Annotated in this window: 12 protein-coding genes; 6 read left to right on the forward strand and 6 right to left on the reverse strand. The window is 50.8% G+C overall.

Going from position 1 to position 21,114, the window contains the following annotated elements:
- Positions 1–247 precede the first annotated feature (247 nt).
- On the forward strand, positions 248–3,151 hold the full coding sequence (locus DWY55_RS10835; RefSeq protein WP_005828298.1) for a M16 family metallopeptidase: 2,904 nt from the start codon (positions 248–250) through the stop codon (positions 3,149–3,151).
- 188 nt (positions 3,152–3,339) lie between these two features.
- Here DWY55_RS10835 and DWY55_RS10840 read toward each other — a convergent pair whose 3' ends face one another.
- Complete coding sequence (locus DWY55_RS10840; RefSeq protein WP_005836440.1) at positions 3,340–3,966, reverse strand: trimeric intracellular cation channel family protein; 627 nt, start codon at positions 3,964–3,966, stop codon at positions 3,340–3,342.
- Positions 3,967–4,118: 152 nt separating this feature from the next.
- On the opposite strand from DWY55_RS10840, the gene DWY55_RS10845 reads away from it, so the two are divergent.
- The 5 genes from DWY55_RS10845 (at position 4,119) to DWY55_RS10865 (ending at position 11,524) form a co-directional block, all read left to right on the forward strand.
- Positions 4,119–5,213: a UDP-N-acetyl glucosamine 2-epimerase gene (locus tag DWY55_RS10845; protein WP_022401058.1), complete on the forward strand. Its 1,095-nt coding sequence runs from the start codon at positions 4,119–4,121 to the stop codon at positions 5,211–5,213.
- A gap of 299 nt (positions 5,214–5,512) precedes the next feature.
- On the forward strand, positions 5,513–8,098 hold the full coding sequence (locus DWY55_RS10850) for a DUF5686 and carboxypeptidase-like regulatory domain-containing protein (RefSeq protein ID WP_117878205.1): 2,586 nt from the start codon (positions 5,513–5,515) through the stop codon (positions 8,096–8,098).
- Positions 8,099–8,110: 12 nt separating this feature from the next.
- The gene (locus DWY55_RS10855) at positions 8,111–9,382 is read left to right on the forward strand and encodes a replication-associated recombination protein A (protein ID WP_005828284.1); all 1,272 of its coding nucleotides are present in this window, start codon (positions 8,111–8,113) and stop codon (positions 9,380–9,382) included.
- 90 nt (positions 9,383–9,472) lie between these two features.
- Positions 9,473–10,429, forward strand: coding sequence for a D-2-hydroxyacid dehydrogenase (locus tag DWY55_RS10860; protein WP_061411854.1), 957 nt, complete (start codon positions 9,473–9,475; stop codon positions 10,427–10,429).
- 9 nt (positions 10,430–10,438) lie between these two features.
- Positions 10,439–11,524, forward strand: a complete 1,086-nt coding sequence (locus tag DWY55_RS10865; protein WP_044467293.1) for an endonuclease/exonuclease/phosphatase family protein — start codon at positions 10,439–10,441, stop codon at positions 11,522–11,524.
- 99 nt (positions 11,525–11,623) lie between these two features.
- On the opposite strand, the gene DWY55_RS10870 is transcribed toward DWY55_RS10865, so the two are convergent.
- The 5 genes from DWY55_RS10870 to DWY55_RS10890 all read right to left on the reverse strand — a co-directional run bounded on the left by DWY55_RS10870 (position 11,624) and on the right by DWY55_RS10890 (position 21,068).
- Positions 11,624–15,025, reverse strand: a complete 3,402-nt coding sequence (locus DWY55_RS10870) for a TonB-dependent receptor (RefSeq protein ID WP_055288401.1) — start codon at positions 15,023–15,025, stop codon at positions 11,624–11,626.
- 108 nt (positions 15,026–15,133) lie between these two features.
- Entirely contained in the window at positions 15,134–17,410 is a 2,277-nt protein-coding gene (locus DWY55_RS10875) for a PAS domain-containing sensor histidine kinase (RefSeq protein WP_044467298.1), read from the reverse strand.
- A gap of 192 nt (positions 17,411–17,602) precedes the next feature.
- Entirely contained in the window at positions 17,603–18,922 is a 1,320-nt protein-coding gene (nhaA, locus tag DWY55_RS10880; protein ID WP_117866864.1) for a Na+/H+ antiporter NhaA, read from the reverse strand.
- 39 nt (positions 18,923–18,961) lie between these two features.
- On the reverse strand, positions 18,962–20,743 hold the full coding sequence (lepA, locus tag DWY55_RS10885) for a translation elongation factor 4 (protein WP_022401063.1): 1,782 nt from the start codon (positions 20,741–20,743) through the stop codon (positions 18,962–18,964).
- Between the two features lie 124 nt (positions 20,744–20,867).
- Positions 20,868–21,068: a winged helix-turn-helix domain-containing protein gene (locus DWY55_RS10890; RefSeq protein ID WP_005828272.1), complete on the reverse strand. Its 201-nt coding sequence runs from the start codon at positions 21,066–21,068 to the stop codon at positions 20,868–20,870.
- Positions 21,069–21,114 lie beyond the last annotated feature (46 nt).

The following is a 21,114-nucleotide window of genomic DNA, read 5'->3' on the forward strand; positions in this document are numbered from 1 at the left end:
ATAATGGTTTAGGTTTTACGATTGCAAGTATAAGGAAGATTTGAAGCCCCGGGGGACGGAATACGATTTTTATTAGGGGTGAAAACTATCATTTGACAGTTTACACCCCCCTCTCTGATAGTTTGCGGGTGATATTATATACTGAAAACCATCATTTTTCCGAAGATTTCGTAAATGTTACGTGATTTTTTTATAGCTTTGCCTACATATAGGAAAACACTTTTATTACATAAAAACACTTTATTTTATGAAATCATTTCAATTTAAGTCACTTCTTCTGCTGGCTGCCCTTATCATTTCCCTGCCCTCCTTTGGACAAGGACTGAAGGCTTTCAAGCTGAAGAACGGTCTTTCCGTATATATATGGGAAGATGAATCCAAATCGGACGTGTTCGGACTGGTAGGCGTACGTGCCGGTTCCATCAACGACCCCGAAGAGTACACGGGACTTGCACACTACCTGGAGCACGTCATGTTTAAAGGAACAGACAAGATAGGCGCGCTGAACTGGACGGAAGAAGAACCGATCTACAAGGAAATCATCGCCAAGTACGACCAGATGGCCGAAGAAGCCGACCCGGCAAAAAAAGAAGCCATCAGCAAGGAAATCAATGAGCTGACCGTCAAAGCTGGAAAATTGGGACTTCCCAACGAATACTCCAACCTGATGGAAAGCATGGGTGCCAAAGGGGTGAATGCAGGCACCTACTATGACTGGACCTTCTATCACAGCTCCTTCCCTGCCTATCAGATAAACAAATGGCTGGAAATCTCCTCACAACGTTTCCTGCATCCCGTATTCCGTTCCTTCCAGTCGGAGCTGGAAAACGTGTACGAAGAATATAACCGTTCACAAGATGACCAGGGACGTGCACAGAACCAGTTCGTGATGGAGAAAGCTTTTGAGGGACATCCTTACTCCCGTTCCATCATCGGCCTGCCCGAACATCTGAAGAATCCCCGCTTGAGCAAGCTGATTGAATTTTACGAACAATGGTATGTCCCCGAAAACATGGTACTGGTACTCGTAGGAAACATCAAAGCCCAACAAATCAGCGGACGCATCAATGCCGCCTTCGGACGTCTGGCTGCTAAGCCCGCACCCGAACGCAAGGTCTACCAGAACCTCGAAATAAAGGGCCGCAAACAGTATTCGGCTAAAGTAGGATTCTACCCGCAAGTGGCAATGGTATTCAATGGAGTACCTGCCGGACATCCCGACGAAGACGCTCTGGACATCGCTCTGGCACTGCTGAACAACAACAGTCAGACCGGAACTATGGACAAGCTGGTACTGGACGGTGAACTGACCAGCGCCGGAGCCTACACCCGTACTTTCCGCGAACAAGGACGCGCCATCGTAGCGGCCATTCCCCTCTACGACGAAAACCAGCGCCGTTTCGAGTCTACCAAGAGCGCCGAAAAGAAAGCCTTGAAAGCCATCCAGCAAATCGCCAACGGAGAATTCGAGGACTGGAAAATTGATGCCATCAAAGCCGAGAAATGCCGCCAGTTCGACCTGGAAATGGAGTCGAACGAGGACAAGGCCATGATACTGATGAACGCCTTCTACAACGAGCAGGACTTGGGCGACATACTCAATTACAAGGACAAGATTATGGCCATCACCACTGACGACATCAAGCGAGTAGCCAAGAAATATCTGTCAGACAATTACCTGGCCCTATATATCGAAAAAGGAAAGCCTGACAAGAACGCCAAGATTGAGAAGCCGGGTTACAAACCCGTAGAACCTCCGATAGGAAAAGAATCGCTCTATGCAACACAATTCAAAAACCTGCCCATCGGACAGATGGAGGAGAAATTCGCAGACTACGGCGAAGTGCAAATCAAGCAACTGAACGACCGTTCAAAGATGTACTACACACCCAACAAGGAGAATAACGTATTCCAGTTGGTTGTACAATACGGAGCCGGTGAACGCGAATTCCCAAAACTTGGCTATGCCGCCCAGTTGATGAACAACGCAGGCATCATGGGGGCCTACGAACCGCAAGAGTTGAAAGAAGAACTCAGCAAGCTGAACGCAACCTGCCACGTGACAGCCGATGATGACAACCTCTACATCATCATGGAGGGCTACGAAGCCACCCTGCCGCAAGCCTGCCAGCTACTTTCACGCCAGATTTTGATGCCAAAACTGGACGAAAAGCAACTGGCACGTCTGAAAGGTTCGGCAATGGGTATGCGCCAGCAGCGCAAAGACAACGTCAGCATCCTGAACGAAGCACTGCGGCAGTACATGCTCTACGGAGAGAAATCAGACTACATCAAGGAACTGACCGACAAGGAGATTTACGAATTACAGATTTCAGAACTGACGGGCGACATCAACCGCGCCTCCAACTACGAGGCAAAGGTGTTCTTCACCGGAACACTCCCCTTCGACCAAGTATACGATATCCTGAGCAAGAACCTCCCATTGGTGGCCAACGAACGCCCGTCCAACTCCCCACAGGCAAAGGACATGATGCCGGTGACCGAAAACACCGTCTACTTCCTGCCTAACAACGATGCAGAACAAGCCCAAATCCACCTCTACATCCCGATGCAGAAGGCTGACAAAAAGGACGACGTGCTGCGTAGCGCATTCAACCAATACTTCGGTCTTGACTTCACCGGCATCGTTCTGAACGAAATCCGCGAAAAACGCTCCATGGCCTATACAGCCTACGCATTCGTCGGCACGCAAGGCATAGCCGGAAAAGCAAGTTATCTGCGCGGCTACATCGGTACCCAGAACGACAAGGCAAACGATGCATTGGACGTACTGATGGGTCTCGTCAACGACATGCCGAAAAATCCGGAACGTATCGACAACATCAAGAGCTACCTCCGCCAAGCCATGCTGACCAGTCACCCCAGCTTCCGCAACAAAGCCATGGAACTGGTAGACTTGGGCTACAGAGGCTACACAGACGACCCAGCAAAGGAAAACCTGCCGAAAGTAGATGCACTGACCTTTGACGACATCGTGAAATTCTACGAAGAGAACATCAAAGACAAACCTTACTGCATTTCCATCATGGGCAACCCAAAGAACATTGACCTGAAGCGACTGGAAAAATTCGGCAAGGTAGTGAAACTGAACGAACGCAAACTTTTCAACACGAAGGATGCATTGTTCTAACCTTGTTTTATCCCTTTAGCAATCCCATCCTCCTTCCCCCTTATCAGGGGAACGAGGAATATGAAAGATTCCCCGACATTTCGGTTCCAAATGCCGAGGAATCTTATTTTTAACACCTGAAGTTCTTTTGCACATTGCCCGGAATTTCACCGGAAAATCCCTGAGATTCTCAGACAGCAGATAACGGACTACCCTTCCTGCTCCTCTTCATTGCCCGAAAGGATAGGCAGGCAAATCCTATACTTCACCGCCAGTATGCGGGTAACGAACACCGTCACACCGCCCACAATCTGACACACGAAAGACTCCATCCCCAGAAGATGGCACATCCAGTAGAAGGTTCCTCCCACCACACAAGCCATCGCATAAATCTCCTTCCGGAATATCAGCGGAATTTCGTTAATGAATACGTCACGTATCACACCTCCCGCAGCCCCGGTGATGCTGCCCATAATGATGGCCACCCAGAAGGGATAGCCCAGCGCGATGCTCTTGCCCACGCCGACCACCGTGAACAGTGCCAGGCCGATACTGTCGAATATGAAGAACGTATTGTGCAGATGGATGAGATGTTTACCGAAGAGGATGACCCACAACAAGGCCAGTCCGGTACAAATCAAGTAAATGGGATCCGTCATCCAGCCCGGGGTGACGTCCAGCAACAGGTCGCGTATCGTACCGCCACCAATGGCCGTCACAAAACCCACCACATACGCTCCAAACCAGTCGAACCGCTTGGCCGAGGCCAGGCGTATGCCACTGATGGCAAAGGCAAATGTGCCAATGAAATCGAGTATCTGAACAAATGTTGGCATTATCACTTTGAGAATTAAAAATTATAAATTATAAATTAAACATTGAATAAGTGTGTATTTTCAACAGACACTCTGAAAATAATAGGCAAAGTAACAAATAATTTCCCTAAGAAAACGTATTTTTGTCGTATCATTTTTCACCAACTACGACAATGAGAATAACAATCGTATCGGGCGCACGCCCCAACTTCATGAAAATAGCCCCCATCTGCCGCGCCATCGACGCCGCCAGAGAGGCAGGAAAGAACATCTCCTACCGCATCGTCTACACCGGTCCGCAGGATGACACCAGCCTGGATGCCTCGCTCTTCTCCGACCTTTCCATGAGGAAACCGGATGCCTACCTCGGTGTCACCGGACACAACCACTCGCAGGTGGCAGCCTCCATCATGCTCGCCTTCGAGCGGGAGTTGGACGGGCATCCGGCACAAGTCGTACTGGTGGTAGATGACATGACCGCCACTATGAGCTGCTCCATCGTCGCCAAGAAGCGCGGACTGAAGGTGGCGCACGTCATAGCCGGCACACGCTCTTTCGACATGAACATGCCCCGCGAGGTGAACCGCACCATCGTGGACGCCATTTCCGACTATCTCTTCACCGCCGGCATGGTGGCCAACCGCAACCTCAACCAGGAGGGCATGATACCCGAATATATCCACTACGTGGGCAACATACTGATTGACACCATCCGTTTCAACCGCCACCGCCTGGTGCAGCCCATGTGGTTCTCCAGCCTCGGCCTGCGGAAAGGGAACTACCTGCTGCTCACCCTCAACCGCCGCGACCTGCTGGAGAAGAAAGCCGTACTGCACTCCCTGCTCCAGACCGTCATCGAGAAGGCCGGCGGCATGCCTATCGTCGCCCCGCTACACCCCTACGTGCAAAAGGCGGTGAAGTCGCTGGAAGTGAATGCTCCCAACCTGCACATCCTGCCTCCGCAGAGTTACCTGCACTTCGGATTCCTCATCAACCAGGCACGGGGCATCGTCACCGACTCGGGAAACATCGCCGAAGAAGCTACCTTCCTCGACGTCCCCTGCATCACCCTCAATACCTATGCCGAGCATCCCGAAACCTGGCGCATCGGTACCAACGAGCTGGTAGGCGAAAATTCCTTCGCTCTCTCCGCCTCGCTCGACAAGCTGCTGCACGGAGAATGGAAGCACACCACCCTGCCCGACCGCTGGGACGGACGAACGGCGGAACGCATCGTACAGACACTACTGAACGGCAACAATTCATAATCCTCCATAAATTCTATCCCAAGCTTGCAAACGTCTATCCCAAACCTACGGACGCTTATCCCAAGCTTGGGTCTTTCTATCCCAAGGCTTGGGATAGAACTTTCTCCATACGTTGTGCAACTTTATCCTTTATATCCGGCAACTTTTCTATAAGGATTCTGTACGTTTTTTATCTGTATCCGGCAAACAAGACATACGACTTTCACGTTCATTTAACCATATCTCCCGTTTCTTTAGTCTATATTTGCTTCTTGATTAACCTTAATTTGTTAACTTTGCGCCCGAATTATCTGTAACTTATGAAGCAAAGATATACAATTTACGCCCTTTTCCTGCTGTCACTGTTCGTCTCCATCAGCGCATCCGCCCAGATAAAGGGTGTCATCACAGACTCCCTCACGAACGAACCGCTGATGTACATCACCGTACAGTATGAAGGGAAAGGTGTAGGCGGCATCTCCAACGCAAACGGTGAATACCAGGTGGAAACCCGCAAAGGCTGGGATGAGCTGACATTCTCCGCTGTAGGTTATATCACCAAGAAAGTGAAACTGAATCCCGGTACCCGGGTGCTGAACGTCAAGTTGCAACCGGACGACATCATGCTCTCCGAGGTCGTCGTGAAGCCCAAGAAGGAGAAATATTCCCGCAAGAACAACCCCGCCGTGGAGTTTATGAAGAAGGTCATCGAGAACAAGAAGGCCCTGAAACTGGAAGAGAACGACTACTATCAGTATCAGAAATATGAAAAGATGAAGATGTCGCTCAACGATGTCACCCCCGACAAAATGGAGAAAGGTATTTACAAGAAATTCTCCTTCTTCAAAGACCAGGTGGAGGTATCGCCCAAGACCAACAAGATGATTCTACCCATCTCCATCAAGGAGACGGCGAGCAAGACCATTTTCCGTAAAAGCCCCAAGAGCGAAAAGACCATCATCGAAGGCATGAACTCCACTGGTATCGAAGAGTTCTTCAACACCGGAGACATGCTGGGGACCATCCTTACGGACGTATTCTCCGACATCAACATCTACGACGACGACATCCGCCTGCTGCAACGCCGCTTCGTCAGCCCCATCGGCCGCGGAGCCATCAGCTTCTACAAATACTACTTGATGGACACGCTCATGGTGGATAGGCAGGAGTGCGTGCACCTCACCTTCGTTCCCCAGAACCCGCAGGACTTCGGTTTCACGGGGCACCTCTACGTGGTGAAGGACTCCACCTATGCCGTGAAGAAATGTACCATGAACCTGCCCAAGAAGACGGGTGTCAACTTCGTGGAAAACCTCGACATCGTGCAGCAGTTCGAACAACTGCCCGACGGAAACTGGGTGCTGACCGATGACGACATGACCGTGGAACTGCACTTTGTGAAAGGCATCCAAGGCCTGGAAGTACAGCGGACCACCAAGTACAGCGACTATCAGTTCACAGAGATAGAACCCCGCCTCTTCCGCCTGAAAGGAAATGTCATCAAGGAGGCGAACATGCTTGCCAAGAGCGACGAGTATTGGGCGAAAGTGCGCCAAGTGCCTCTCACCAAGAAGGAGAGCACGATGGACGTATTCATGAACCGTATCGAACAGATTCCCGGCTTCAAGTACGTCATCTTCGGAGCGAAAGCCTTGATTGAGAACTTCGTGGAAACGGGCAGCAAGAAACATCCCAGTAAGTTCGACTTCGGTCCTATCAATACAATGATAACCAGCAACTACGTCAACGGCACCCGTTTCCGTCTGAGCGGTATGACAACCGGTAACCTCGACCCGCATTGGAGCCTGAGCGGTTACGGCGCCTACGGAACCAAGGACAAGAAATGGTTCTACTCCGGGCAGGTGGCCTACTCCTTCAACAAACGCGAATACGTATTGTGGGAGTTCCCGAAGCACTACATCGCCTTCAAGTACACCTACGACGTGATGTCTCCCATGGACAAGTACCTCGCCACGGACAAGGACAACTTATTTGTCGGCTGGAAATGGACCACGGTAGACCAGATGTCCTACATGCGCGATGCCACGCTGACCTACGAGCTGGAAACCAATACCGGCTTCTCCGTACAGGCCATGGCACGCCACCGCAACGACCAGCCTGCGGGGCAACTGCAATACTGGAAGAACAACGGAGAAACACCCGGACAGTGGGATGAAAAGAATACGCTGGTGCACGACATCACCACTACCGAGCTGGGTGTGACCCTGCGTTACGCTCCCGGCGAAACCTTCGTCAACACCAAACAGCGCCGCGTGCCCGTATCGTTGGATGCGCCCACCTTCACCCTCTCCCACACCGCCGGATTCAAGGGCGTGCTGGGTGGAGAGTACAACTTCAACCTGACGGAAGCCAGCATCCGGAAGCGCTTCTGGCTCGGCTCGTGGGGCAAGCTGGACGTAACGGCACGTGCCGGTGCGCAATGGAACACCGTTCCCTTCCCCCTGCTGAACCTACCGATGGCAAACCTCTCGTACATCACGCAGAACAACGAGTCCTTCAACCTCATCAACAACATGGAGTTCCTGAACGACCGTTACGCCTCCCTCAACCTAAGCTATGACATGAACGGAAAACTCTTCAACCGCATCCCGCTCATCAAGAAGCTGAAGTGGCGTGAGATGTTCCGCATCCGTGGTCTGTGGGGCACGCTGACGGACAAGAACAACCCATACAAGAGCAACAATCCCGACTTGTTCCTCTTCCCCATGCGCGACGGTGTACCCACCAGCCACGTCATGGGCAAGACTCCCTATGTGGAAGCCAGTGTAGGTATCTACAATATCTTCAAGCTGCTCCACATAGAATATGTACGCCGACTGACCTATACGGATATACCGGGAGTGAAGAAGGGCGGTATACGCTTCATGATATTAATGATTTTTTAAGAGTTACATACTATGCAACCATTAGCAGAACGGCTTAGACCAAGAACATTAGATGAATATATCGGTCAGAAACATTTAGTGGGACCGGGTGCAGTGCTGCGTAAGATGATTGATGCAGGACGTATCTCTTCGTTTATCTTATGGGGCCCTCCGGGAGTGGGAAAGACAACCCTGGCACAGATTATCGCCAACAAGCTGGAAACCCCTTTCTATACACTTAGTGCCGTGACCAGCGGTGTGAAGGATGTACGCGACGTGATAGAGCGTGCCAAGAGCAACCGCTTCTTCTCGCAAGCCAGTCCCATCCTCTTCATCGACGAGATACACCGTTTCAGCAAGTCGCAGCAAGACTCGCTGTTGGGAGCCGTGGAGCAAGGCACCGTGACGCTGATAGGCGCCACCACGGAGAACCCTTCGTTCGAGGTCATCCGCCCGCTACTATCCCGCTGCCAGCTCTATACCCTGAAGTCACTGGAGAAGGACGACCTGCTGGAACTGCTGCAACGCGCCATCACCACGGACACCGTGCTGAAGGAACGGAAAATAGAACTGAAAGAAACCACTGCCATGCTCCGCTTCAGCGGAGGAGACGCCCGCAAGCTGCTCAACATCCTCGAACTGGTGATAGATTCCGAAGCCACCGACCCTGTCCTCATCACGGATGACATGGTGACCGAACGCCTTCAACAGAACCCTCTTGCTTACGACAAGGACGGCGAGATGCACTACGACATCATCTCCGCTTTCATCAAATCCATTCGCGGCAGCGACCCGGATGGCGCCATCTACTGGCTGGCACGCATGGTAGAAGGCGGTGAAGACCCTGCCTTCATAGCCCGCCGCCTCGTCATCTCTGCCTCCGAAGACATCGGACTGGCCAACCCCAACGCGCTGCTGCTTGCCAACGCCTGCTTCGACACGCTGATGAAAGTGGGATGGCCCGAAGGACGTATCCCCCTGGCAGAAGCCACCATATACCTCGCCACCAGTCCTAAGAGCAATTCAGCCTATATGGCCATCAACAATGCCCTGGAACTGGTACGCGAAACGGGCAACCTCCCCGTCCCCCTGCACCTACGCAATGCGCCCACCAAGCTGATGAAGCAGTTGGGCTACGGCGAGAAGTATAAGTACGCCCACGACTACCCCGGCAACTTCGTCAAGCAGCAATTCCTGCCCGACGAACTGAAAGACCGCCGCATCTGGGAACCACAACTCAACCCTGCCGAGCAAAAGCATAAGGAACGGATGCAGCAACTCTGGGGAGAGGAAAAGAAATGGTAAACTATCAATTCAAATTAAAAATTGAAAATTAGAGATTAAAAGTCGGATACAGAAAATCCCCACAACAAATAACTCATAACTCATAACTCCATGAATATAGTAGTATTAGACGGCTATGCCGCCAACCCCGGCGACCTCTGCTGGGACGAATTGCAAGCCTTGGGCGAGTGCACCATCTACGACCGCACCGCCCCTGCGGAAGTATTGGAACGCGCTGCTGGTGCAGAAATCCTGCTGACCAACAAAACTGTACTCACCGCTGAACACATGGCGGCACTGCCCGAACTGAAGTATATCGGTGTGCTGGCCACCGGATATAACATCGTAGACACCACTGCCGCCAAAGAACGCGGAATCATCGTCACCAATATTCCCGCCTACAGCACCGACTCCGTAGCCCAAATGGTCTTTGCCCACATCCTAAACATCACCCAGCAAGTGCAACACCACTCCGAAGAGGTGCACCGGGGCCGCTGGACAGCAAGCAAGGACTTCTGTTTCTGGGACACGCCGCTCATCGAACTGCGCGAAAAGAAGCTCGGAATCGTAGGCCTGGGCCACACCGGTTTCACCACCGCCCGCATCGCCATCGGCTTCGGTATGAAGGTATGTGCCTACACCTCCAAGACCAACTTCCAGCTTCCTCCCGAAATCCGCAAGATGGAGCTGGACGAGCTGTTCCGCGAATGTGACATCATCAGCCTGCACTGTCCCCTCACCGACTCCACCCGCGAGATGGTAAATGCAGAACGGCTCCGACTGATGAAGCCCACCGCCATCCTCATCAATACCGGACGCGGCCCGCTCATCAACGAACAAGACCTTGCCGACGCACTTAACAACGGTACCATCTATGCCGCCGGCGTAGACGTACTCTCGCAAGAACCTCCCCGTGCCGACAATCCGTTGCTCTCCGCCCGCAACTGCTACATCACTCCGCACATTGCCTGGGCAAGCACCGCCGCGCGCGAACGCCTCATGCAGATTATGCTCGGGAACATCAAGGCCTACCAAGACGGCAAGCCGGTGAACGTAGTGAATAAATAAGCAAACAACATGGGAAAGTCCGCCGTAAAAGGTCTGTTCTACATCTGTCTGATAGCAGCGACATTCGTCTTGGCCACCATCACCATAATGGCAGCCTTCTCAGGAAATGTAGCTCCGGTCGATTCCGTCATCATGCCATTACTGGGGCTGGCAGTGCCCGTACTCCTGATTGTCAATCTGATAACGGCACTCTGCTGGGCATTGGCCCGTAAGCGCTGGGCACTGATTCCGCTGGTGGCATTCTTCTGCAACTGGGGATATCTGACGTCTGTCTTCCAGCTCAACCTGCCGAAAGACAAGACCCCGGCAGGCAAGTATCTGAAGATAGCCACCTACAACATACACAACTTTGGAGGTGAGATTACCGGTTATTCCTGCAAGGAGATAGCCCGGTACATGCAGCAGGAGGGCGTGGATGTGCTGTGCTTCCAGGAGTTCGGAGACAACAGTGACTTCCCCACAGACAGCATACGGCGCGTACTCTCGCATTGGTCACACGCGCTCATCCCTTCTGAAGACTCCGTCAAGGGCGTACTGCCTATCGCCGTATTCAGCCGCTATCCATTGGCGAACCACCGTTTCATCACTTACCAGCACAGCTCCAACTGTAGCATGATGTGCGATGTAGTGATGGGTACGGATACCATACGTCTGATAAACAACCACCTGCAGACCACCAGCGTTAGCCAGAAGCGCAGGAAGTGGGAACGCGAGCTGGCCACCGACGACACCCGCCGCGAAGTCCAGGCAGCCAAAGATGCCGCAGGCACCCTGCACGAAAACTTCATGAAGCGGGCCACGCAGACTTACGTCATCAGCCACTACGCTAAGACCAGCCCCTATCCCGTGCTGCTATGCGGCGACTTCAACTCAATACCTTCCTCCTACACCTACCATCATTTGAGGAAAACCCTCAAAGACGGATTCCGCACTGCCGGAAACGGATACATGTACACCTACCGCTATGCCAAACGCATGTTGCGTATTGACTACATCTTCCACTCCCCCAGCCTGAAGGGTATTGCATACTACTCTCCAGACCTGGATTTGTGCAGCGACCACAATCCAGTGATTATGGAGGTTGAAATACAATAAAGTAAAGAAAGCCAAAAACAATAAGGGCTGTCCCGGAAATCCCGGAACAGCCCTTGCCTTATCATATTCCGCCATTCAACGGAGGTTATCTGCACCCGATTAGTTGAACACGTAACGGATACCGACTTGCAGTTTCCAGCATTCGCTGTAGTTCTGATAGGTGTCGTAAGTCTTGGTAGGATATTCACCGTTCACCTTATACATGGAGAATACCGGAGTCAGGTCAGTGGCGCTCTTCACCCCTTCATACTTCAGGATTCGGTTGCTGTTGGAAACGGTGTTGGTCTTGGAGATACCCCATTTGGAGTTGATGAGGTTACCCACGTTCATGATGTCGAAACTCAACTGGAAGCAATGCTTAGTCTTGCCAATCTTGAATTCGAAGTCCTCCAGCAGACGGAAATCGAAACGGTGTACCCACGGAGCGCGAGCGGCATAAGCCTCAGCATACTGTCCTTTGTGATTCTTCAGGTACGAATCCTGCTCTACGAATTTCCAGAAAGCAACGCGGTCTTCCTCTGTCTTGAAGTTGATTTCACTATCATCCTTCGGAATATACATCAGGTCGTTGTTGATGCCGTCGCCGTTCATGTCGTTGGTGTAGCAAAAGCTGTAACCACCGGAAGAATAACCGGAATAGAACAGATTCAGGTGTGTGCCGCGAAGCAGGCCTTTGTGTCTGAAGGGAATGTAGTAGCCCACAGAAGCAATCACCTTGTCGGGAACCACATACTGTGAACGTTGTGCATCCACATAATTGGAACCGTCAATCGTGTTCAGTCCCTGCCAAGTAGAGATGGGGTCGCTGCCCGGAAGACCGGAAACTTCTTTGGACTCCGTGTGCGTATAGGCCAGCATCAGCATCAGGTCGTCCACCGGCTGGGCATTCACCGTGATGTTTGCCGTATAGCCGTAGCCTTTGGATGTATTGTCGAGTACCACGGCATTCTTGCCATTGTAATGCACGAAGTCGCCTGCATATTTCACATTCTTGTCGGGGTTGTCATAAAGAGAATAAGAGTACACCATACGGTTATCCGCACCATTGAAACGTTGCATACCCGTATGCAGCAGTTCCGTAGTTGTCACGTCTTTTCCATCAGCGCCCTTGACGGTGGTCAGCTTATTGTACTTCCATTCGTCGGGGTTCTTGATATTGATGTTGTTGATGGTAACGGCATTCACATTCTTCGTGAACATGAACTCTCCCGTCACGGTCAAGGGGAAAGATACGGGTACCTGATAGTCCACCGCGATAGACGACTTCCACACCTGCGGCATCTTGAAGTCCTGAGCCACACCGGAAATCTTGCTTCCCGCCACGTGTTTCTCAATCGTGGTGGGGAGGTTGAACTTGTCGATTATCTGGTTCATGTCCGTAATCATGCCGCCTGCCAACTGGTCCAGACGGGAATCATGGCCCACCACCTTTCCATTGTCATATTGGGTCTTAAAGGTAACGGAGTTCTGTACCATAGAAGCATTGGTCGGCATATTGGTGAAGAAAACCAACGGCAGACGTCCGGTAAACACACCCGTACCTCCACGTACTTTCAGCGACTTGTCCTTGAACACGTCCCAAACGAAACCTATACGGGGAGAAATCTGCCATCTGGAATCCGGCCACTTGCCAGTGTCGATGTGCTGCCCGTCGAAGTCAAGCTCATAGATGGCATCGTTTCTCTGGAGGTCGTCGTTGTCGAACATCAAGTTGTCGAAACGGATACCGTAGGTCAGTTTCAGACTGTTGCCGAGGTTCCATTCATCCTGGGCATAGAAACCAAGCTGGTTGAAGGTAACCTGAGCATTGGGGTTGGCCACACCGTTGAAGCCATAAGTCAAAGCGAATGATTCGGGAGCTGCGCCACTCAGGAAATCTTCCAGACTGTTATAGCGGTAATATCCCGTACCGTTACGCATATAGGCGTTGTTGGCAAACTGGTGCTCATAGCTAAGACCTGCCGTCAGCTTGTGGTTACCGGTGAAGAAGGTGAAGTTATCGGTAATGTTCGTAATCTTGTTCTTCACACCGTTGTTGTAGGTGAACAACTCGTAACCGGCGCTCATGTACGGTTCCAGAATCTGGTTTCCATTCTCGTCCTTGCCTGCCATGATGTCGATGAAGGGGAAAGGAGAAGAATTGGTGCCGCGCATGTCCTCTATATTGGTGTAGGTGAACAGCAACTGATTGGAAATCTTATCGGTGAAGCGGCTGTTCAAATCTGCCGCCCAAGACTGCACCTTGTTGTCCATGGAATACATGCTGTTGGCAAACGCCATAGACTGTGTACCTACGCGGTAAGTATTGTTCAGGCGATATCCCGTATCGGAAGAGTTGCCGTTCGGGGCATTCCAAGCCGTATTCTTCGTATTGTTGTAGCGGAGGCTCAAGCGATGGCGGTCCGTGATGTTCCAGTCGATGCGGGCCAGCAGCTTGGTGTTCTCCTCGTCGGCAGGGAAATTGGTGTAGGAGCCTGCATCATAGCCGTATTTGTCCTTCAGATGGTTGTACACCTTCTCCATGTCCGACTTCAGTGTACGGGACACCATACCTTTCGCATCTTCACCGTCCTCGCGCGCGCGATACTTTATAACCTCTCCCGGAGTCTTCTCTTTTTCGTAGTTCACAAAGAAGAACAACTTGTTCTTGATGATGGGACCACCCAGCGTGAAGCCGTAGGTAGTCTTGGACTCATCGGAACGTGCTCCCAGGTCCTCGCCGTTGATGCGGTTACCGCGCATGTCCTGGTTGCGGTAATAGGTATAGGCAGTACCTCTGAATGTGTTCGTACCACTCTTGGTGATGGCATTGATGCCGCCACCGATGAAGTTCGTCTGGCGTACGTCGAACGGGGCGACAACTACCTGCACTTCTTCGATGGCATCCATCGAGATGGGATTTCCGCCACCGGGAAGGTTGGAACTCAGTCCGAAGTTGTTGTTGAAGTTGGCACCGTCGATGGTGAAGTTCGTGGAACGTCCGTCACCTCCGGCAAAGCTCATGCCGTTGGCGTAGGGAGAAAGGCGGGCGATGTCGCTGATACTGCGGTTCACGGTAGGGAGCTGCGTTATCTGTGCAGAAGAGATGTTGGTAGTGGCACCCGTCTTTTCGGCGGTAAACTTGGTCTTGGCAGCCGTCACAATCACTTCGTTCAGCAGCTCGGAAGATTCGCTCATCTCTACGTTCAGGTTATACACCTCGCCCAGTTGGAGAGTGATGTCCTTATAAATAACTGTCTGATAGCCGATATAGGAAATCTCTACCCGATAGGGACCACCGGTGCGCATACCCTGGATGGAATAGCGTCCGTCGACATTGGTCACGGTTCCGTAGCGCGAACCGGAAGGCTGGTGCACCGCCTGGACAGTGGCACCAATAATGGGCTCATTACTTGCATCCGTCACCTTACCCGCCATAGAAGCTGTGGTGACCTGCGCATCTACACCCACGGTGGCCAGTAACAGCAGCACCGTCAGTATAATTCTTACTCTCTTTAACATAATGTCTTTTAAATTAGTTTCTTAAAACGTTATATTTCTTAAAACATTGGCAAAGATACGCAAAATTATATATAAAGGCATTACAACGCGATTACATTTTTTAAGGATTTATTCAATACAAGGCAGTACCACTGTGAAACGGCTTCCACGGCCTTCCTCGGACTGGAGTTCGATGCGTCCTCCCATCTTTTCGACAATGAGCACACAGATGGACAAGCCTAGCCCGACGCCTTGGGAAAACTCGCTACGCTTGTAGAAACGCTCAAAAATCATCTTCTGCTCGCTGTGCGGAATGCCTATGCCGGTATCTTCCACATAAAGATGTACCTCGCTCATGCCGGACGGACAGCAATACCCCAGCCGGATGCTGCCTCCTTTCGTAAACTTGTTGGCATTGTTCAGGAAGTTGGTGAGTACCTGTGTCAGTCGCATGGGGTCTACATTCACCTGCACATCTTCGGGAGGGAAATCCTTGAGGAACTGCAACGGCGGCCGGATAAGCAGGCTATGCGTCTGATAGACGTCATCGAGCAACCGGCACACGCTCTCCCGCTGAAAGGTGAACGAGAGGTTACCCGACTCGATGCGCGACAGTTCCAGCACATCGCCCACCAGCTTCAGCAGCAGTTTGGTATTGGTGTTGATAATGTCCACAAACTCCTGCCGCTCTTCGTTTGAAAACTCCGGCTCATTGGCCAGCATGTCCGAGAAGCCGACAATGGCATTGAGCGGAGTGCGGATCTCGTGGCTCATGTTGTTGAGGAACGACTGTTTCAGTTCGGCCTGCTCCGCCAGCTCGCGGGATTCTATCAGCTCCTGCTCGTGATCTTTCAGTTCCTGGATATTCTGCAGCAATCCGGCTATGATGGGTGCGTGTCCGGGGGTGTGGATGGTATTGTAGCTGAACTCCCACCACTGGAACTCACCGGTGAAGTTACAGCGATACTGCCCCTTGTGGTGCGTGCGTTCATGCCTTGCCGCTATGTTCTTGCGGAAGGCGGGTAAGTCGTCGGGATGGATGTAGGGAGTGATTTCATCGAGCAGAAGACGGCCAGGGCGATGATGAATAAGCTCGCAAAACTGCGAGTCGCAGGACACGGAATCTCCCTCCAGTCGCCAGGCGTAGGTAGAATTTCCTTCGATGGCCAGGCAGAGGGTCTCATGCTCGTAGAGGAGGTTTCGCAATGCCTCACGCTTGCGCCTGCGTTCGCGCAGCAGGCTGAAGGAGAGCAAGACTATCACCGTCAGCACGAAGACTGCGCCCAAGATGGAACCGATAAGTATAGGATAGCGGTAGCGCTCCGAAAAAGGGATATACATCACAGTGTACTCTGCCGGAATGCTCTCGAGCGGGATGCCATACTTCTGCAGCACATGCCAGTTCAGCACGTACTGCTTGGCGCATTCCGTCACCTGCTGCCGGGGCATCCGCCCTTCGAGGCGTTCCTTGATACCGGTCGCCATGTATCTTATCTGGCTTTCCAGTGGAGTGAAATATCCTCCCAGCAAGTAGTCGGCAAAGCCGAAGCCCTCGTTGATGGTCTGAAACGTGGGATTGTCGAAGAGCATGCCCACACGCTTGGTGGTATAGTCTCGCTTGGTGTAGAGCAGCAACGTATTGTCGCCGCGTCCCAGCCACATCAGATGGCGTATCGCTATGGAGTCGCTCGTCATGCGCACAATCTTCGTGGTGTCCAGCAACACGTCTATGTTCTGCCGTTTCAGTATAGGGCTGATAGTCTCCCTCTCGCGCACACGGTGATAGGAGGAACCGGCAAAGTAAGCACCCTCGGTAGAGGTCACGATGGCGAACCCCTGCCCACGACACTGCTCATTCAACGCATGCCATATCTTGCGGTCCAGAAACACTTGTCCGTTCATCAGGCAGATGCGCGACTTTCCCATGATACTCTCTATCATGCGTATGGTACGCAAGTAATCGGGCGTGTCGGCATAGCCCGTGATGTTGGGGTATTGCAGGAGCAGAGATATGTTGGGATAGTTCACACCGCTGAACACAACGGGTATTTCATGCGCCAACGGGTGTCTGCATGCCATCAGCGCATAGGCAGCCTGGTCGTCGAGCACGGCTATCAACTCGGCTCCCCAGGCAGAGAGGTCGTCCACGAAACCGGCCATACGGAGGTTTTCTGCCTCCTCCATGTAGCGGTCGCAGTCCAGATAGTATTCGCGTACATCGCAGTCCAAGCCGAGAAGGCTGAACTCTTTTTGCAACAGTTCCAGAGCCTTCGCAGCAGGCGGATAGCCCGGCTCGAAAGAGTGTATCAGCGCAATACGCCGTGTTTCCGCATGGGCAGGGTGTGCACACACGAGGCAGAGAGAAAGAATCAATATGTATCCGGCAACTGCCTTTATGTGCTTCATATCCGGAAGGTCCTTTTCGACTTGTATCAGCAAAGATACGAATGTTTTTTAAGAATAATGGACTATTTCTTCTGTTTCTGTAACAAAGAATACGTTTTCTTAAATCATTGACACATCCCAACTTATCTTTCAGAGGATTTACCGAATATCCCTAAAGAACCGATTCTTCGTCCAGTATTCCAAAGTGGAGATCTATTTGTTCTTAACCTTCGGCAACACCGCATTCAGTACCATATATCCCAACATACCGGCAACAATCGTTCCCAGCAATACACCAAACTTCGCCTGGTTCAGCAAATCCGGATATTCTCCTGCAAAAGAAAGGTTGGCAATAAATAAAGATACCGTAAAACCAATACCCCCCAACAAGGATACTCCGGCAACACTTCTCCAATTCATTCCCGGAGGCATTGAGGACAAACCACTCTTGACCGCCAGCCAGGTAAACAGAAAAATACCGATAAACTTGCCAAGAAGCAATCCTGCAGCCACCGCTATACTAACAGTGCCAACAACGCCACCGCCTCCACTGAACACCACACCGGCATTGGCAAAGGCAAAGAGCGGCAGTATCACAAAGTTTACCGCACCATGCAAATTGTCTTCCAAGGATTGCAAAGGACTAATTACATGATCAGAAGCGCGCTCCACTTGTTTTAGAGTGGCAATCTGCTCATTGGTCAATATAATATTATCTGATTTGGTAACCGGAAAATCACCGATAATGTCGCGGATGCGTCTAATGTATTTCCCGGCATCCAAACGGGGACGGGCCGGTATTACAAAGGCCAGTATCACTCCGGAAATAGTGCTGTGAATGCCCGACTGAAGGAACAAATACCAAATAATTACCCCGATAAGCAGGAAGAATATCTTCTGTGTCATACCGAATTTCCCCATATAGTAAAGGAAGAAATAAAGGACAGCAGCTACAATAAGATATCCGTATGCCACTTCGGAACTATAGAAAATGGCAATAACCAGAATGCCGCCAATATCATCGACCACTGCAAATGCAGTCAGGAAAATTTTCAGGCTCAAAGGCACCCGTTTACCCAGCAGACTGAGTACACCCAATGAAAAAGCAATATCCGTAGCCATCGGTATAGCCATACCGCGCGTTTCCGGAGTACCCTGAACGACCAGAAGTGAATAGACAATGACCGGCACCAGCATACCGCCACATGCCGCTACAAAGGGTAAAGAGGCCTTACGAAAGGAAGAAAGTTCACCCACCAGCAGTTCCCGCTTTATCTCCAACCCCACGGCCAGGAAGAAAACAGTCATCAGGCAGTCGTTTATAAACTCAATCATTTTCAATGGATGACCGCCATGGGAGAACAAGTTGAAGTCTCCGATGCGCAGATGCAGTTCCTGCAAAAGAAAGCCCTGATACAACGGAGCCATTGGTGAATTAGCAATAACGGCCGCCAAAATAGCCATCAAAAACAGCAAGATGCTCGCCGCTATATTCAGCGACGAGAAGTTTTTCATAGTACGTAAAATAATCATAAAGAAGTATATTTGATTTAAGATTTCATTCTTTCGACATCAATCCAGCTTCAGGACTGCCAGGAAGGCTTTCTGAGGTACCTCCACATTACCAATCTGTTTCATACGCTTCTTACCTCTCTTCTGTTTCTCAAGTAATTTTCGTTTACGGCTCACGTCACCACCATAACATTTGGCCGTTACGTCCTTACGCACAGCTTTAATCGTTTCCCGGGAAATAATCTTGGCACCGATAGCAGCCTGAATGGCGATATCGAACTGCTGTCTCGGAATCAGGTCTTTCAACTTCTCGCACATCCGGCGTCCCAACTCGTAGGCATTGTCAAAGTGTGTCAAGGTAGAAAGAGCATCCACCGGCTCACCGTTCAGCAAAATATCCAGCTTCACCAGTTTGGAAGGGCGGAAACCGTGGGGATGATAGTCAAAAGAGGCATATCCCTTGGAGATACTCTTCAATTTATCATAAAAATCGATGACTATTTCGCCAAGAGGCATGTCATAGTATATTTCTACGCGGTTACCTGAAATATATTCCTGCTTCACCAGCTCGCCACGCTTGCCCAGGCAAAGAGTCATGATAGGACCGATGTAATCAGTGGTAGTAATCACCGAAGCACGGATATAGGGCTCCTCAATACGGTCTATCATGGTAGGGTCGGGCATGCTGCCGGGGTTATGCACTTCGGTCATATTTCCCTGCTTGTCATAGATATTGTAGGAAACGTTGGGCACGGTGGTGATAACGTTCATGTCAAATTCACGGTCAAGGCGTTCCTGCACAATCTCCATATGGAGCAGCCCAAGGAAACCGCAACGGAAACCAAAGCCCAAAGCCAATGAAGACTCAGGCTGGAAAGTCAGCGAAGCATCATTCAACTGCAGCTTCTCCAAAGAAGAACGCAGGTCCTCGAAATCTTCCGCCTCGATGGGGTACACACCGGCAAAAACCATCGGCTTCACTTCCTCAAAACCGGCGATGGCCACTTCGCAAGGACGGGCAATATGCGTAATCGTATCACCTACTTTCACTTCCTTAGAGGTTTTGATACCCGAGATGATATAGCCCACATCCCCCGTACGCAACTCCGGACGTGGCATCATTTCCATTTTGAGCACTCCGATTTCATCCGCATCATATTCCTTGCCTGTATTGAAGAATTTCACTTTATCCCCTTTACGAATCACACCGTTCACTATCTTGAAATATGCAATGATACCACGGAAAGAATTGAAGACAGAATCGAAAATCAACGCCTGCAACGGAGCTTCCTCGTCACCCTCCGGATGAGGGATACGCTCAATGACCGCAGTCAGAATCTCTTCCACTCCCATGCCTGTTTTGCCGGAAGCACGGATAATCTCATCACGCTTGCAGCCCAACAGTTCAACGATTTCGTCCTCCACTTCCTCGGGCATGGCGCTTGCCATGTCACATTTGTTGATGACGGGGATAATCTCCAAATCATGCTCAATCGCCATATAGAGGTTTGAAATGGTCTGCGCCTGCACTCCTTGCGAAGCATCTACAATAAGCAAGGCTCCTTCACAAGCGGCGATGGAACGTGACACCTCGTACGAGAAGTCCACGTGTCCCGGAGTGTCTATCAAGTTCAGAATATACTTTTCACCTTTATAGGTATACTCCATTTGTATGGCATGGCTCTTGATGGTGATACCTCTTTCCTTCTCAAGGTCCATGTCATCCAGCATCTGTCCGTTAGTTACTTGTATAGTATTGGTAAATTCCAGCAGACGGTCTGCCAAGGTTGATTTACCGTGGTCGATATGGGCAATAATGCAAAAATTTCGTATATTCTTCATTGTCAATAACTATCTATTAATTGGGTGCGCAAAGATAATGAAAACAGAGCAAATAAAAAAAATGCGTTGATAACATATTCATGTACCAACGCATCTTTTTATAACATTCCAATCAATTCCTCGCTTAGTTCAGCTTTACAAACAATTCGCCTTCCACTTCAGAAGTAGAGACCTTGTCTTCTCTTAACAACCAGCCCAATCCCAGGAAGAAGTCCTTGTCGATCAGTTTAGTTGCTTTCTTGATTTGCTTGTGAGTCAAGCCATCTGTGCCATTCAGTGCAGTCCAAATCTGTCCTGCAACATTACCAGCTTTTTCTTTTAACATTTCTATTTGCTTTTAGTTAAACGTTATCCTCATCTCCAAAGATAGA

The sequence above is a fragment of the Bacteroides sp. AF25-38AC genome (assembly GCF_003602995.1).
In the GTDB taxonomy this organism is placed as follows: domain Bacteria; phylum Bacteroidota; class Bacteroidia; order Bacteroidales; family Bacteroidaceae; genus Bacteroides; species Bacteroides uniformis.